The organism is Pseudonocardia sp. (assembly GCF_025465255.1).
Taxonomy (GTDB): domain Bacteria; phylum Actinomycetota; class Actinomycetes; order Mycobacteriales; family Pseudonocardiaceae; genus Pseudonocardia.
Window position 1 is genome coordinate 57,773 of the sequence record NZ_JAODNI010000112.1, and the last position, 15,182, is coordinate 72,954.

The 15,182-nt window shown below is 73.1% G+C and carries 12 protein-coding genes; 9 read left to right on the forward strand and 3 right to left on the reverse strand.

Annotated features, from left to right (window positions below; translation table 11 throughout):
* The first annotated feature begins 78 nt into the window (after positions 1-78).
* From fdh to JWP64_RS12950, 4 genes are all read left to right on the forward strand, one after another.
* Positions 79-3,420: a formate dehydrogenase gene (gene fdh / locus JWP64_RS12935; protein WP_297496149.1), complete on the forward strand. Its 3,342-nt coding sequence runs from the start codon at positions 79-81 to the stop codon at positions 3,418-3,420.
* The gene (locus JWP64_RS12940; RefSeq protein ID WP_297496150.1) at positions 3,417-4,457 is read left to right on the forward strand and encodes a 4Fe-4S dicluster domain-containing protein; all 1,041 of its coding nucleotides are present in this window, start codon (positions 3,417-3,419) and stop codon (positions 4,455-4,457) included. The genes fdh and JWP64_RS12940 overlap by 4 nt, the downstream gene beginning before the upstream one ends.
* On the forward strand, positions 4,454-5,548 hold the full coding sequence (gene nrfD / locus JWP64_RS12945) for an NrfD/PsrC family molybdoenzyme membrane anchor subunit (RefSeq protein WP_297496151.1): 1,095 nt from the start codon (positions 4,454-4,456) through the stop codon (positions 5,546-5,548). The genes JWP64_RS12940 and nrfD overlap by 4 nt, the downstream gene beginning before the upstream one ends.
* Before the next feature lie 74 nt (positions 5,549-5,622).
* Positions 5,623-5,913 (forward strand): hypothetical protein, encoded by a 291-nt coding sequence (locus JWP64_RS12950; protein WP_297496152.1) that lies wholly within the window; start codon positions 5,623-5,625, stop codon positions 5,911-5,913.
* A 24-nt stretch (positions 5,914-5,937) separates the two neighbouring features.
* Here the strand turns inward: JWP64_RS12950 and JWP64_RS12955 are convergent, their stop codons facing one another.
* Positions 5,938-6,414, reverse strand: a complete 477-nt coding sequence (locus JWP64_RS12955; RefSeq protein WP_366889859.1) for an ATP-binding protein — start codon at positions 6,412-6,414, stop codon at positions 5,938-5,940.
* Between the two features lie 952 nt (positions 6,415-7,366).
* Here JWP64_RS12955 and JWP64_RS12960 point away from each other — a divergent pair.
* Entirely contained in the window at positions 7,367-8,539 is a 1,173-nt protein-coding gene (locus tag JWP64_RS12960) for a hypothetical protein (protein WP_297496154.1), read from the forward strand.
* A 30-nt stretch (positions 8,540-8,569) separates the two neighbouring features.
* Here the strand turns inward: JWP64_RS12960 and JWP64_RS12965 are convergent, their stop codons facing one another.
* Positions 8,570-8,941 carry a DUF2267 domain-containing protein gene (locus JWP64_RS12965; protein WP_297496155.1) on the reverse strand — a complete coding sequence of 124 codons (372 nt, stop codon included), beginning with the start codon at positions 8,939-8,941 and terminating at the stop codon, positions 8,570-8,572.
* Positions 8,942-8,978: 37 nt separating this feature from the next.
* Positions 8,979-10,181 carry a glycosyltransferase family 4 protein gene (locus JWP64_RS12970; protein ID WP_366889862.1) on the reverse strand — a complete coding sequence of 401 codons (1,203 nt, stop codon included), beginning with the start codon at positions 10,179-10,181 and terminating at the stop codon, positions 8,979-8,981.
* Between the two features lie 334 nt (positions 10,182-10,515).
* Here JWP64_RS12970 and JWP64_RS12975 point away from each other — a divergent pair, with 334 nt between their 5' ends.
* The 4 genes from JWP64_RS12975 to JWP64_RS12990 all read left to right on the forward strand — a co-directional run bounded on the left by JWP64_RS12975 (position 10,516) and on the right by JWP64_RS12990 (position 15,000).
* Complete coding sequence (locus JWP64_RS12975) at positions 10,516-10,989, forward strand: hypothetical protein (protein WP_297496156.1); 474 nt, start codon at positions 10,516-10,518, stop codon at positions 10,987-10,989.
* Positions 10,986-12,158, forward strand: coding sequence for a zinc-dependent alcohol dehydrogenase (locus tag JWP64_RS12980; protein WP_297496157.1), 1,173 nt, complete (start codon positions 10,986-10,988; stop codon positions 12,156-12,158). Before JWP64_RS12975 ends, JWP64_RS12980 begins: the two co-directional genes overlap by 4 nt.
* A gap of 27 nt (positions 12,159-12,185) precedes the next feature.
* Positions 12,186-12,854 carry a DUF1345 domain-containing protein gene (locus JWP64_RS12985; RefSeq protein ID WP_297496158.1) on the forward strand — a complete coding sequence of 223 codons (669 nt, stop codon included), beginning with the start codon at positions 12,186-12,188 and terminating at the stop codon, positions 12,852-12,854.
* Positions 12,855-12,918: 64 nt separating this feature from the next.
* Complete coding sequence (locus tag JWP64_RS12990; protein ID WP_366889864.1) at positions 12,919-15,000, forward strand: glycogen debranching N-terminal domain-containing protein; 2,082 nt, start codon at positions 12,919-12,921, stop codon at positions 14,998-15,000.
* Positions 15,001-15,182 lie beyond the last annotated feature (182 nt).

Here is a 15,182-nt window from a genome sequence, read left to right on the forward strand (position 1 = left end):
CGGCGGGGAGGAGTTTCACGAGAATCCGCGGGGGTAGATCGAGGTGGACGGGTTCTTCGGCCGGGAGAGGGTGCACGTATGGATCTCGGGGGGCTGTTGCGGTCCTGGCCGCTCTACCGGCAGCTGACCGGCCCGGACAAGCTCGGCCGCGGCGCCGCGGCGCAGTCGCCGAAGCACGTCGGTCTCCGGCCGCGGACCGCGACGGCGGACCGGGTCGCGAAGTCCGTCTGCCCGTACTGCGCCGTCGGGTGCGCCCAGCGCGTCTTCGTCGAGAACGAGAAGGTCGTCCAGATCGAGGGCGACCCGGACTCCCCGATCTCCCGGGGCCGGCTCTGCCCCAAGGGTTCGGCGAGCCTGCAGCTCGTCACCGGCCCGCAACGGCTGGACAAGGTGCGCTACCGCGCCCCGTACGCCACCGAGTGGACCGAGCTCGAGCTGGGCGAGGCCATGGAGATGATCGCGGACCGTGTCGTCGAAGCCCGGGCCCGCGGCTGGCAGGAACGCGACGAGCAGGGCAGGCGGCTCGCCCGCACCAACGGTTTCGCCGGCCTCGGCGGCGCCACCCTGGACAACGAAGAGAACTACCTGATCAAGAAGTTGTTCACCGCGCTCGGCGCCATCCAGATCGAGAACCAGGCCCGTATTTGACACTCCGCCACCGTTCCCGGTCTGGGAGCAAGCTTCGGTCGCGGCGGGGCGACGGACTACCAGCAGGATCTCGCCAACTCGGACTGCATCATCATCATGGGCTCGAACATGGCCGAGGCCCATCCGGTCGGGTTCCAGTGGGTGATGGAGGCCAAGGCGCGCGGCGCACGGCTGATCCACATCGACCCGCGGTTCACCCGGACCAGCGCGCTCGCGGACACCTACGTCCCGATCCGCGCGGGGACGGACATCGCGTTCCTCGGCGGCGTGATCAACCATGTGCTGACCAACGAGCTGGACTTCAGGGAGTTCGTCGCGGCTTACACGAACGCCTCGTTCCTGGTCGGTGAGGAGTTCGCGGACACCGAGGACCTCGACGGCCTGTTCTCCGGCTACGACCCGGAGACCGCGACCTACGACCGGTCCACCTGGCACTACGAGGGCGTGGATCCGTCGGGGTCCACGCCGAAGGGTGACTCGGCGCGGGCGAAGGAGCAGACCCAACCCATGCAGGCGGGGGGCCGCGGCGCCACCGTGGAGGGCGCGGCCGAGGACATCGTGAAGGACCCGACGCTGCAGCACCCGCGCTGCGTGTTCCAGATCCTGAAGCGGCACTTCGCCCGCTACACCCCGGAGATGGTGGAGCGGGTCTGCGGGACGCCGCAGCAGCAGTTCCGCGACGTCTGCGAGGCGTGGACCGGGAACTCGAACCGCGACCGGACCACCGCGCTGGTCTACAGCGTGGGCTGGACGCAGCACAGCGTGGGCGCGCAGTACATCCGCACGGGCGCGATCCTGCAGCTGCTGCTCGGCAACGTCGGCCGGCCCGGCGGCGGGGTGTTCGCGCTGCGTGGACACGCCAGCATCCAGGGCTCGACGGACATCCCGACGCTGTTCAACCTGCTGCCGGGCTACCTCTCCATGCCGGACGTCGCGCACGACGACCTCGCGACCTACATCGACGACCAGCGTGCCGGCGGGCAGAAGGGCTACGGCTACAACGTCGACGCGTACATGGTCTCGCTGCTCAAGGAGTACTTCGGCGACGCCGCCACGGCGGAGAACGACTTCGGGTTCGGCTGGCTGCCGAGGATCGACGGCGACCACGGCACCTACCGCACCGTCATGGACATGATCGACGGCAAGGTGTTCGGCTACTTCGTCATGGGCCAGAACCCCGCGGTCGGGTCCGCGCACGGCAAGCTGCAGCGCCTCGGCATGGCCAACCTGGACTGGATGGTCGTCCGGGACCTGACCGAGATCGAGACGGCGACCTTCTGGAAGGACTCGCCGGAGATCGAGACCGGCGAGATCGTCACCGAGGAGTGCCGCACCGAGGTGTTCCTCATGCCCGCCGCATCGCACGTGGAGAAGGAGGGCACCTTCACCCAGACCCAGCGGATGCTGCAGTGGCGGGAGAAGGCCGTCGAACCGCGTGGGGACCAGCGCTCCGAGCTGTGGTTCTTCTACCACCTCGGGCGGCTGGTCCGGGAGCGGTTGGCCGCGTCGGAGGACCCGCGCGACGAGCCCGTGCAGAAGCTGGCGTGGGACTACGAGACCGAGGGCGACGGCGAGTGGGTCGAGCCGTCCGCGGAGGACGTGCTGCGCCGGATCAACGGCCACGACCTGACGACGGGCGAGGTCCTCGACAACTACCTCGGCCTGAAGGCGGACGGCACCACGTCGTGCGGCTGCTGGATCTACAGCGGCGTGTTCGCCGACGGGGTCAACCAGGCCGCCCGGCGCAAGCCGCACGACGCGCAGGGCCCCTACGAGGCCGAGTGGGGCTGGACCTGGCCGATGAACCGCCGGGTGCTCTACAACCGGGCCTCCGCCGATCCCGAGGGCCGGCCGTGGAGCGAGCGCAAGAAGCTGATCTGGTGGGACGCCGACGCGGGGAGGTGGACCGGACACGACATCCCGGACTTCCCGGTGGGCACCGCTCCGGGATACGTCCCGCCGGAGGGGACGACCGGACCCGACGCCCTGCACGGCGACGATCCGTTCATCATGCAGGCGGACGGCAAGGCCTGGCTCTTCGCGCCGCACGGCGTCGTCGACGGGCCGCTGCCGGCGCACTACGAGCCGCACGAGTCCCCGGTCCGCAACCCGATCTACACCCAGCAGGCCAACCCGACCCGCAAGGTCTACGGCCGGCCGGACAACCCGTCGAACCCGGCGCCGCCGGAGGGCGGGTCCGAGGTGTTCCCGTTCGTGCTGACCGCGGCCCGGCTGACCGAGCACCACACGGCGGGCGGGATGAGCAGGCAGCTGCCCTACCTGGCCGAGCTGCAGCCGGCGCTGTTCATGGAGGTCTCGCCGGAGCTGGCCCGCGAGCGCGGGCTGACCCACCTCGGGGAGGCGCACGTGGTCACCAGCCGCGCCGCGGTCCAGGCCCGGGTGATGGTCACCGACCGGATGGCGCCGCTGCGGATCGACGGGCGGGTGGTGCACCAGGTCTGGATGCCCTACCACTGGGGGGCCACCGGGCTGGTGACCGGGGACGTCGTCAACGACCTGTTGGGCGTCGTCCTCGACCCGAACGTCTTCATCCAGGAGAGCAAGGTCGCGACCTGCGACGTCCGGCCCGGACCGCGGCCGCGCGGCGCCGCGCTCACCGCGATGCTGGACGAGCTGCGTACCCGCGCCGGTATCACCACCGCCACCGGCACCCGGGTGGGGACCGCGGCGGGGGTGGCCCACGTCGAGGAGCCGGCGACGCCCGACACGCCCACGCACTCCCCCGCCGCCACCTCCGAGGAGACGCCATGACCGGCCGCAACCGGCTGTCCGGGCCGCTCGACGACGTCGCGCGCGACGCCGGGCACCTGGATCATCCCGCCCGCGTCGGGTTCTTCACCGACACCTCGGTGTGCATCGGGTGCAAGGCCTGTGAGGTGGCGTGCAAGGAGTGGAACGCCGTGCCCGAGGACGGGCTCGACCTGCTCGGCATGTCCTTCGACAACACCGGAATGCTCGGCGCCAACTCGTGGCGGCACGTCGCGTTCATCGAGCAGTCCCGCCCGCTCGGGCACCAGGATCCCGGCCTCGCGGGCCTGCCGACCGGGCCGAGCGGCATCGGGGAGACGGTGCACGCCGTCGAGCCCCGGCTGCGCGCCGCGCCGCGGGGTGGCTCGGAGCTCGGCACCGAACCGCTGCCGAACGCCCAGGACCTGGGGATGCCCGCCTTCTCCCGGCCGGGGGACGACAGCGGCGCCGAGTCCCGCACGGACTTCCGCTGGCTCATGGCCTCGGACGTCTGCAAGCACTGCACGCACGCGGGGTGCCTGGACGTGTGCCCCACCGGGGCCTTGTTCCGGACCGAGTTCGGCACGGTTGTCGTGCAGCAGGATATCTGCAACGGCTGCGGGTACTGCGTCTCCGGCTGCCCGTACGGCGTGATCGACCGCCGTGAGCAGGACGGCCGCGCCCAGAAGTGCACGCTCTGCTACGACCGGCTCGGCGACGGGCTGGAGCCGGCCTGTGCGAAGGCCTGCCCCACGGACTCCATCCAGTTCGGCCCGCTCGACGAGCTGCGCGAGCGCGCGGACCGCAGGCTCGAGCAGCTGCACGGGCTCGGGGTCGACGAGGCGAGGCTGTACGGCCGCGACCCGAACGACGGCGTCGGCGGGGACGGGGCGTTCTTCCTCCTGCTCGACGAGCCCGAGGTGTACGGCCTGCCGCCGGACCCCGTGGTACCCACCCGGAACGCGCCGCAGATGTGGCGGCGGGCCGGGGCGGCGGCCGCGGCGTTCGCGCTGGCCGGTATCGGCGCCTTCGTCTCCTCGACCCTCGGGAGCAGGCGGTGACCCGGCACACCGACCCGCCGCCGGCGGAGCGGCGCAGCGACGCGGGTGGCGCCGCCGACCGCGAAGCTCAGCTGTTCCAGGGCAGCCGCCGAAGCAAGCGGCCGGGCGGCCGCAGGCGCGGGGGCGGCGAGCCGACGGTCGTCCCGGATGCCGAGTTCCGCTCCTACTACGGCAGGCCGGTCCTCAAGGCTCCCGTCTGGGAGTGGAAGATCGCGGCGTACCTCTTCTGCGGAGGGCTCGCCGCCGGGTCGTCGGTGGTGGCCGCGGGCGCGGACCTGACCGGCCGGCCCGGGCTGCGGCGTGCGGGATGGCTCGGGTCGTTCGGGGCGCTGCTGGCCAGCCTCTGGTTCCTGGTCTCCGACCTGGGCCGGCCCGACCGCTTCCACCACATGCTGCGGGTGTTGAAGCCGACGTCCCCGATGAGCGTCGGGACCTGGATCCTCTCGGCGTTCGGGCCCGGCGTCGCCGTCGCCGCCGCCGCCGAGCTGGTTCCCGCGAGGTGGCGGCGGACCTGGCCCGCGCGGCTGCTCGCCCGGCTGGCCCGGCCCGCGGGGTTGTCGTCCGCGGTCACGGCGCCCGGCGTCGCGTCCTACACGGCGGTCCTGCTCTCGCACACCGCGGTCCCGGGCTGGAGCGAGGTCCGCGACGAGCTGCCCTTCGTCTTCGTCGGATCCGCGGCCGCCAGCGGGGGCGGGTTCGGGATGCTCTGCGCGCCGGTGGCGGAGACCGGTCCGGCGCGCGCGTTCGCCGCGGTCGGGGCCGCGTCCGAGCTCGCCGCGTCCCGGGTGATGGAGCACCGGCTCGGGCTGGTCGGCGAGGTCTACCGGAAGGGGCACGTGGGCCGGCTGCGGCGGGCGTCGGAGCTGCTCACCGCCGCCGGGCTCGCCGGGACCCTGCTCGTCGCGGGCCGCAGCCGGGCCGGGGCCGCCGCGTCCGGCCTCGCGCTGCTGGCCGGGAGCGCGCTGCAGCGGTTCGGGGTGTTCGAGGCGGGGGTCGCCTCGACGAAGGACCCGCGCTACGTCGTCGTCCCCCAGCGCGAGCGCCTCGAGGCTCGGGCGCAGGCGGGAGAAACCGTCCGGGGTGAGGCGTAGGTCCGTTCCGGCCGGGTACGACGCCCGGGTCCCCCGGGAACCGGCCCGGGTCCAACCCGAGGATGTGCAGGTCGATGACGACGACCTCGACGGTGTCGCCCTTCGCGGCCGCGCTCGCCCCCTTCATCGCGTGGCTCGCCACCCGCGAGAGCGACGAGGCGCTCCGCCGCGGGTACCGGGAGAGCGTCGAGGGCTACCTACGCTGGTCTCAGGCCGACCGGGGGGACGCCCACGACCGCCGCCGCCGCTACCTGGTCGCGATGCGGCGGGCCGGGAACGGCGATGTCGCGGCGACCCGGAGGGGCCTGGAGCGGCTGGCGGAGTACGAGACGATCGTCGCGCTGACCCTGCCGTTGGAGGCCTGACTCCTCGGGTCGGAACCGGACGCGCTACTCCGGGCACTCGAGCTTGCACCACAGGGTGAGCGTCGTGCCGGACTCCCCGCGGACGATCTCGACGGAGTCCACGTAGGCGCGGATCATCGTCAGTCCCCGTCCGCGGTCCCCCGGGTCCGCGGGCGTCGGCCGCCACCGGCCCTGGTCCGACACCGAGACCGTGACCCCGGCGGGTCGCCGCCCACCCCCCGTCCGGACGATCGCCAGCGCCGACGCCACGTCCGCGGCGGAACCCCGGGCCGGGTCGTCGTCGGCCGTCGCGCGGACGGTGATCGAGCCCCGCCCCCGGCCCGGGTAGGCGTGGTCGACACAGTTGGTGACGGCTTCGCTGACGGCGTAGACGACGTCGTCGCAGGTCTCGCACGATTCGCGACGTCCGCACACGGTGTGCAACCACACGGAGATCACCCGTCGGCACCGTGCGGCGGCGGTCGCTTCACTCGGAAGCACTAGCTCGAGGTCCGCAGCCACATCACTTTGTGCCCCGAGCGGAGGCAGGTCTAACCACTTACCGGGGAGTAAATCGTGTTCGCGCGCTCACGGTGGGTTCGACTCGACCCGCGGCGGAGGCGAGGTCCGAGAGCTCACCCCACGGGCGCCTCGTTCTTCGGCAAGGAGGTGTACAAAGCAATCCGGCAATTTCCCAGACCGCAGCATGCTCCGTATACGGTCGGTCACCTGAGCTCCATCATCGTGCCGACGCGGACGCTGACACCGCACCGTTGTGGGGACGAGGACGCGCCGGTGACCGAACCGACCGCCGGGCAGGACCGGGGCCAACCGGGCGATGCTCGTGCTGCGCGAGGCGCCGGGTCATCTGGTCCGCCGGGCCCCAGTACGCCGTGGTCGCCGCCGTCGGCGGGAACGCGGGCCTGGACCAGCGGGCGGTCGGTGAACGGGCCTCGCTGGACAAGTCCGGCGAGGCGGACATCGTCGCGCGGCTCCACGGGGCCAGGGCTGGCGGTGCGGCGGCTGCAGGACCGGATGACCGAGCCGCTGGTGGAGGCGCAGCGGGAGCTCTTCCTGCTCGGCTGCCGGGCGCTGCCCTACCCGGAGGACCCGGAGCGGGAGGGGGGCCCTGACCGACCGGGGGTCCGCCGCCGGACCTCTGCGGTGAGGGAGCGGCCATGGAAGCGCCGTGGCGGACGTCGTCGGAACGCGTCGACCCCGTCGCGCCGGTTCCGGCGACGGAGACGGCGGCTGGATGGCTCCCCCGCCTACAGCGTTCGGACGATCTTGCGCGGGCAGCCTTGTCACCTCGGCGGGCGGTCCGCAAAATCGACTCCACGTGCGGGCCGATCGGAGTCACGCGCGGCGGGCTCGTGGGCGGATCCGCCCGGCTTCCCCGCGATCACGAGGTGCGTCGGCCACAACGGGCCGGTCCTCGTGCCCTGACCGCGATCCGTGCCCGTGAGGAGTATGGATGGCCGAGCACTCCGACCGGTACGCCGGGGCCGGGGCCGCGCCGCCGAAGATCGTCGTGGGTCTCGTCGCCACCCCGCCCGACTACCCGGCGCGGGTCGCCGACCGGCTCCGCGAGGAGCTCGCGGCGCTCCTCGCCGACCGGGTCGACTCCACCGTGGACTGGGACGTCCGCACCGGTTGGGGCGCGATCGCGCCGCGACGCGACAGCGGCTACGACGGCTTGCTCGACGACGTGGCGGACCGTCGGCAGAAGGCCGGCTGGGGCATCGCCATCTGCCTCACCGACCTGCCGCTGCAGGTCCAGCGGGTGCCCCTGGTCGCCTACTCCTCGCTCCGCCGCCACGCCGGCCTGGTGTCCCTGCCGGCGCTCGGCTTCGGACAGATGCGGGCGGCCCGAGCCGCCGTCGCCGGGCTGATCGCCGGCCTGGTCACCGAACTCCTGATCGAGGACGACCTCGGCGGCGGCGGCCCCCGGGGTCGACGTGCCGCGAACGACCGGCGGATGACCGACACCGTCGTCCCGATCCATCGGGTCGTCACCGGCGCCGAGGACGGGGAGATCGGGTACGCGGCGTCCCGCGGCACCGGTCAGCTGCGGCTGCTGGTCGGCATGGTCCGGGCCAACCGGCCGGGGCGAGCGCTGCTCGGCCTGTCCAAGCTCCTCGTCGGCGCGTTCGGCACCGCGGCGTTCGCCCTGGCGACCAACACCATCTGGCAGATGGGCGACGCCCTGGACGGGCTGCGCCTGACCGTGATCATGGTGCTCGGCATCACCGCGCTCATCGGCTGGCTCGTCATCGCCCACGACCTGTGGGAGAAACCCTCCGACGACACGACCAAGGAACTGGCCCGGCTGTTCAACTTCGGCACCGTCATCACCCTGGGACTCGCCGTGGGGGTGTCCTACCTCGTGCTCTTCGTCGGGACCACCGCCGCAGCCGCCCTGTTCATCGACGGCTCGATACTCGAGGCCAACCTCGGGCACCCGTCCGGATTCGGGGACTACGCCACCCTCGCGTGGCTCATCACCTCCCTCGCCACGGTGGGCGGGGCCCTCGGTTCCGGGCTCGAGGACGAGGAGAACGTCCGGGCCGCCGCCTACGGCCACCACCCGACCCCGGAGGGCTGGCAGGACCTGGACCGCGACATGCGCGGGGACGACCGGGGCTGAGCGCGGGCCGGACGAACCGCCGCGGTGGGCTCAGCTCGAGGTGGGCGAGGCCCAGACGTCGGGGGACGCCTGCGCGCGGCGGACGTCGTACGACGCCGCGGCGTCACGGACGACCGAGAGCACGGCGGCGGCGCGGGCCGCGACGGCGTCGGGGGCACCGAGCCGGGACCGGCGCACCACCCGGCGTGCGAACTCGGCCGCGTCGAAGCACCGCGCGTCGTACCGGGCCCGCTGGAGGTCCTGGCGCAGGGCGCTCGGAAGCCGGGCCCGGAGCTTCCGGACCTCGCCGTCGTCCAGCATCTCCCCGAGCGTCTGCAGCACCGCCTGCGCCAGCAGCTCGGCGTCGTCACGCGGAAGCTCGGCACGCTCGGTGACGGCGTCGATGAACTCGTCGTAGTACATCTCCCACACCTTCGTCAGGGGACGTGGTCCCGCCCCGTCATTGCTCTCGGCCGGGGCCGGACGTGGCCGTCCGGACCGCCGTGTCCGCTCTCCGCCGGTCCGCCTGCCCTCCGTGCACCGCCTGGAAGGCGGACCTGTCCTTCGGGATCCTCTCCACCGCACGGCCCCCCGGTGCCGCGGCCGGCCGGAGGTGCGGCGGCCGGCCCTCCGGGACCGGCTGGGCGAGCCCTACGGCCTCCCGGTAGATCAGCTCGTAACAGTCGGCCATGTGATCGGCGCCGAACCGGGCCTCGACCTCCCTTCGGCAGCGGGCCGCGTCGAGGGACGGCGCCGCGAGGACGGCGTCGGCCAGCTCCCGCTCGTCGACGCAGACGAAGCCGGTCTCGCCGTGCCGCACGATCTCCGGCACCGATCCCCGCCGCAGGGCCACCACGGGCGTCCCGCAGGCCAGCGCCTCGATCATCACCATGCCGAACGGCTCCTCCCACTCGATCGGGAACAGCAGGCACCGAGCCCGTCCGAGCAGGTCCAGCTTCTCCGCTCCCCCCACCTCGCCCCGCCATTCGACGTCGTCGCCCAGCAGCGGGGCGACCACCTCGTCGAAGTACCGCCGCTCGCCCGGCTCCCGGCACTTCGCCGCGATGACGAGCGGCACGCCCACGGATCGGGCGACGCGGATCGCGGTGGTCACCCCCTTGTCCGGGTTCATCCGGCCCAGGAAGAGCACGTAGTCGTCCTTCCGCAGGCTGATCGGATAGGCATGGGGATCGACGGCGTTGTGCACGCTGCCGAACCACGAGATGTCCGGGGCGGCCGCACGCTGCGCCTCGGAGATCGCCACGAGCCGCACCCAGCCGGACACCGCCCGGTAGTACTCGCCCATCTCGCCGACCACCGGCCCGTGCGCGGTGACGACGGTCGGCAGCCCGTGGGTTCGCGCCAGCAGGGGGCCGGCCAGCGTGTGGTCGTGCACCACGTCGACGTCGAGGCCGGCGAGGATCGACGGGAGCGCGGCCGCGTGCACCACCTCGGGCAACGCCTCGCCCATCCGGTCGGTCTGGGGCAGGCCGTAGGTGCGGGCGAAGGCGGCGTCGGTGCCGTTGCGCCCGACGCCGACGAGCGTCAGGTGGTGGCCGTTGCGCAGAAGAGCCGAGACGAGGTCCGCGCACACGGCCTCGATGCCGCCGTAGCCGCTCGGGGGCAGTTCGGCCCACGGCGGGGCGACGACCGCGATTCGCAACGGCGACAGGGGATCGGAGGAAGCGCAGGAGGCGGTGATCGGCACTATTCGACCCTGCCTGCTCCCCCGGGGCGCGCACGTCGGCCCCGCAGGACGAACTCCGCGGACGAGGTGCTCCCCCGGGGGTTCACCTGCCTCGCCGTGTCGACTCCCGTCGCCGACGTTCACCCTGCCGTGCCGACGACACGACGACACCCGCCCACCGACGATCGGGTGGTCCGGCCGGGATCGTGACACCGGCGGAGCGGGACCGGTCGGTGCACCGGCGACCGACGATGCACGGTCGGCCGGCGCTGGTCCGCGTGCCGGGCCATCCGACGAGCTGAGGAGACCCATGGCCCTCACGAAGACGATCGGTCGCGCGGCCGCGGTCGCCGGGGCGGTGGCGGGCGGCCTGGCCGCGCGCCGCAGCCGGCCACGGCAGGACGGCACCGACGCCCGACGGTGGTTCGTGGTCACCGTGAACCGCTCCCCGGAGGAGGTGATGCCGGACGGGAAGCTCCCCGAGCCCCTGGCGCGGCTCGGCGACGCGATCGAGGTGCGGATCCGGCCCGCGCCGGGCGACAAGGGCACCGAGCTCGCCGCGCGACTGACCCACCCCCCGGAGTCCGGCCCGGCCGGGGCGAAGGCGCGGCTGCACGGCGAGGACCCGCGGCAGCAGGTCAGGACCGCGCTGCGCGAGGCGAAAGCCATCCTCGAGGTCGGCGAGGTCGTGCTGCCCGACGCGCCGGGGACCACCCATCCCGGCCTCGGCGGGCGGCTCGTGGCCGTGGCCGACCGCATCGCCCAGGGGAAGGGACGGCTGTGAAGGCGCTGTGCTGGGAGGGCACGAACGAGGTCGCGATCGAGAACGTCCCGGATCCGCAGATCCGCAACAGCGGCGACGTCATCCTGAAGGTCCGCGCCAGCGCGGTGTGCGGCTCCGACCTGCACCTGCTCGGTGGCTACATCCCGGCCATGCAGTCCGGCGACGTGCTCGGCCACGAGTTCCTGGGCGAGGTGGCCGAGGTCGGGCCCGGCGTGCGCGACCGCAAGGTGGGCGACCGGGTCGTGGTGTGCTCCTTCGTCGGATGCGGCAGGTGCTGGTACTGCACCCACGACCTCTGGTCGCTCTGCGACAACGCCAACACCAACCCGGGCATCACCGAGGCGTTGTGGGGCTCCGCCATCGGGGCCTGCTACGGCTACTCCCACGCCCTCGGCGGTTTCGCCGGCAGCCACGCCGAGTACATCCGGGTCCCCTTCGCCGATCACGGCACCTTCGTCGTCCCCGACGAGCTCGCCGACGACCTCGCCGCCGTCTTCGCCTCCGACGCCGGGCCGACGGGCTGGATGGGCGCCGACCTCGGCGGTGTCAAGTCGGGTGACGTCGTCGCCGTGTGGGGCTGCGGGGGCGTCGGCCAGGTCGCCGCCCGCGCCGCGGTGCTGCTCGGCGCCGAGCGCGTCATCTCCATCGACCGCATCCCCGAGCGGCTCGCCCAGGCCGAGAAGTACATGGGCGTCGAGACGATCGACTACGCCAAGACCGACGTGGGCGCCGAGCTCCGCGAGCGCACGGGCGGCCGCGGCCCGGACGTCTGCATCGAGGCCGTCGGGATGGAGGCGCACAGTACCGGCCCGGAGTACCTCTACGACCAGATCAAACAGCAGCTCCGGCTGCAGACCGACCGCCCGACCGCTGTCCGGGAGGCCATCTACAACTGCCGCAAGGGCGGCTCGGTGTTCTGCCTCGGCGTGTTCGCCGGGGTGGTGGACAAGTTCCCGCTCGGCGCGCTGATGAACAAGGGGCTCACGTTCCGCGGCGCCCAGCAGCACGGGCACCGTTACATCCCGATGCTGCTCGACCGCATCGCCAGCGGCGACCTGCCCACCCGGCACCTGGCGACCCATCCCATGTCCCTCGACGAGGGGCCCGAGGGGTACCGGCTGTTCAAGGAGAAGGAGGACAACTGTGTCCGGGCCGTGTTCCAGCCATGACGGACGGGAGCGGTGGGGGCAGGCCGGATGAGCACGACGAGGACGCGGAGAGCCGGCGGGGGGCGGATCATCTCCGTCTGGCGAGGGCTCTCCTCCCTCGCCGCGGGGATCGTCGCGGGCCTCGTCGCGGTGCTCCTCGGCGGGACGAGGATCGCCCCCCTCGTGGGCTGGAGCACCGGCGTGGGGAGCCTGCTGTTCCGGGTGTGGCTGGCCAGCTGGAGCCAGGGCCAGCTCGGCACCGAGGAGCTCGCCGAGGAGGAGCGCCGGACCCGCTCGACGGACACCTGGGTCCTCGTCGCCGCGGTGGCGAGCCTCGGCGTGATCACGGATGCGCTCGTCCAGTCCAGCGACAGCCAGGGTGGGACATCCGTGGCGCTGGTCATCCTCGGGGTCGTCTCCGTCATCCTCTCCTGGGCGATGACGAACACCGTCTTCGCCCTCAAGTACGCGCGCCTCTACTACCGCGACGAGGACGGGGGCATCGACTTCCTGCAGGAGGAGGAGCCGACCTACGCCGACTTCGCCTACATGGCGTTCGCCATCGGCATGACCTACGGGATCACGGACACCGTCGTCACCGACACCCGCATCCGCAAGACCGTGCTGGGGCACGCGCTGCTGGCCTACGCGTTCGGGACCGGCATCCTTGCGATCGCCATCAACCTGGTCGCGAACATCGGGGGAGGATCCCGGTGAGGGAGGCCGTCGGGGCCGGGGCCGCGGGATGACGGGGGCGTGGGCGTCCGGAGCCGGACCGCCGGTGCACGGCGGACCCGAGGGCACCACCACGGTGGTCGAGGGCTCGTCGTTCTGCGTGTCCTCCGTGTCGGGGGACGTGCTGCCCGACCGCGCGCAGGGGTTGTTCGTCGCCGACACCCGGCTCGTCTCCTGCTGGCTGCTGCGGGTGGACGGCGATGTCGTCGAGCCGCTCACCACCGTCGAGGACGAGAGCTACCGGGCGAGGTTCATCGCCCGTACCCCCCCGCGGCGCGGTCTCGCGGACAGCACCCTGCTGGTGCAGCGCACCCGCTACGTGGGCGACGGCATGCGGGAGGACATCCTCCTGCGCAACGTCGGGGCCGAGGCCGCCGGTGTGATGGTCACGATCGCCGTCGACGTGGACTTCGCCGACCTGTTCGAGGTCAAGGAGGGCCGGGCGTCCGGCCGGCCCGGCGTGGAGGCCGAGGTCGGCGCGGACACGCTCACGTACCGGTGCGCGACCCACGGCAGCTCGCGGTCGATGACGGTCGTCGCCACGGGCGAGCCGATCGTCTCCCCCGGGCTGGTGACCTACCGGGCCGTCGTGCCCGCTCGCGACGAGTGGTCGGTGTGCGTGTCCGTGCAGGCCGCGGTCGACGGCCGGCAGCTGCCGCCGCTGTACCACTGCGGCAAGCGGGTCGAGGAGACCGTCCCCGCGCGCCGCCTACGCGAGTGGCGGCTGGCCAGTCCCAGCATCTCCACCCCCGACACCGGCCTCGCGACGACCTTGCGGACCAGCAGCCGGGACCTCGGGGCGCTGCAGATCCACGATCCCGACCACCCGCAGCGCCGGGTCGTCGCCGCCGGGGCGCCCTGGTTCATGGCGCTGTTCGGCCGCGACTCGTTGCTGACCAGCTGGATGGCGCTGCCACTGGACCAGCAGCTCGCTCTGGGCACCCTGCAGACCCTCGCGCGCTTCCAGGGGGAGAAGGAGGACCCGCTCACCGAGGAGCAACCCGGCAAGATCCTGCACGAGGTCCGGCTCGGCCGGGAGGCGGCCCTCGCGCTCGGCGGCGGCCGCGCCTACTACGGCTCGGCCGACGCGACCCCGTTGTTCGTCGCGCTGCTCGGGGAGCTGCACCGCTGGGGCATCCCCACGGCCGACGTACTGGCGCTGCTTCCCGCCGCGGACCGGGCGCTGGCCTGGGTGGACGAGTACGGCGATCTCGACGGCGACGGCTTCGTCGAGTACCGCCGCGCGACCGACCACGGCCTGGCCAACCAGGGGTGGAAGGACTCGTTCGACGGGATCAACGACGCCGCGGGGCGGCTGGGGACACCCCCCATCGCGCTGTCCGAGGTGCAGGCGTACGTGTACGCCGCGTACCGGGCTCGCGCGGCCATCGCGAACGCGGTGGACGACGCGGACACGGCGGCGAAGCTCGAGGACCGCGCCGCGACCCTCAAGACCGCCTTCAACGAGAGCTTCTGGTTGCCCGACCGCGAGTGGTACGCCGTGGCGCTGGACCGCGACAAGCGGCCCCTGGACGCGCTGACCTCCAACATGGGCCACTGCCTGTGGTGCGGGATCGTCGACGACGACAAGGCGCCCGCGGTGGCGGCCCACCTCGTCGACGCACCGCTGTGGAGCGGGTTCGGCGTGCGGACGCTGGCCACCACGATGGGCGCCTACAACCCGATCAGCTACCACAACGGCTCGGTCTGGCCGCACGACAGCGCGATCGCCGCGGCGGGGCTCATGCGCTACGGGTTCGTCGCCGAGGCGCAACAGGTCGCGCTGGGCCTGTTCGACGCGGCCACCATGCTGGGCGGGCGGCTGCCCGAGCTGTTCTGCGGGCTGGACCGCACGGAGTTCCCCGCTCCCGTGCCCTACCCGACCTCCTGCTCACCCCAGGCCTGGGCCGCGGCGGCGCCGATCCTGCTGGTGCGCTCGCTGCTGCGGTTCGAGCCGGACCTGCCGGCCGGACGCGTGGGGTTCGACCCGGCGTTGCCCGAACGGATGCGCCCGCTCCGGGTCGAGCACCTGCCGCTGGCCGACGCGCGGCTCGTCCTGGACGTCCCGCCCGACGGGCGGCGCATCGAGGGCCTCCCGCCCGGCGTCGTGCTCGATCCCCCGGCGTGACCACCGGTCCGTCCGTGCACGGCACGGCGTCGCGGCGAGCGGGCGCATCCGCCGGGGCACCCGTCGCTCTCGGAGGCCGGTCTCGTGGGCTGCTTTCGCCCCGTCGGGACGAGGCGGGCGGACCGTGCGTTCAGCAGCATGGCGAGCACCGGGCCACCCGGGCCCGAGTCGACCGATCCCCC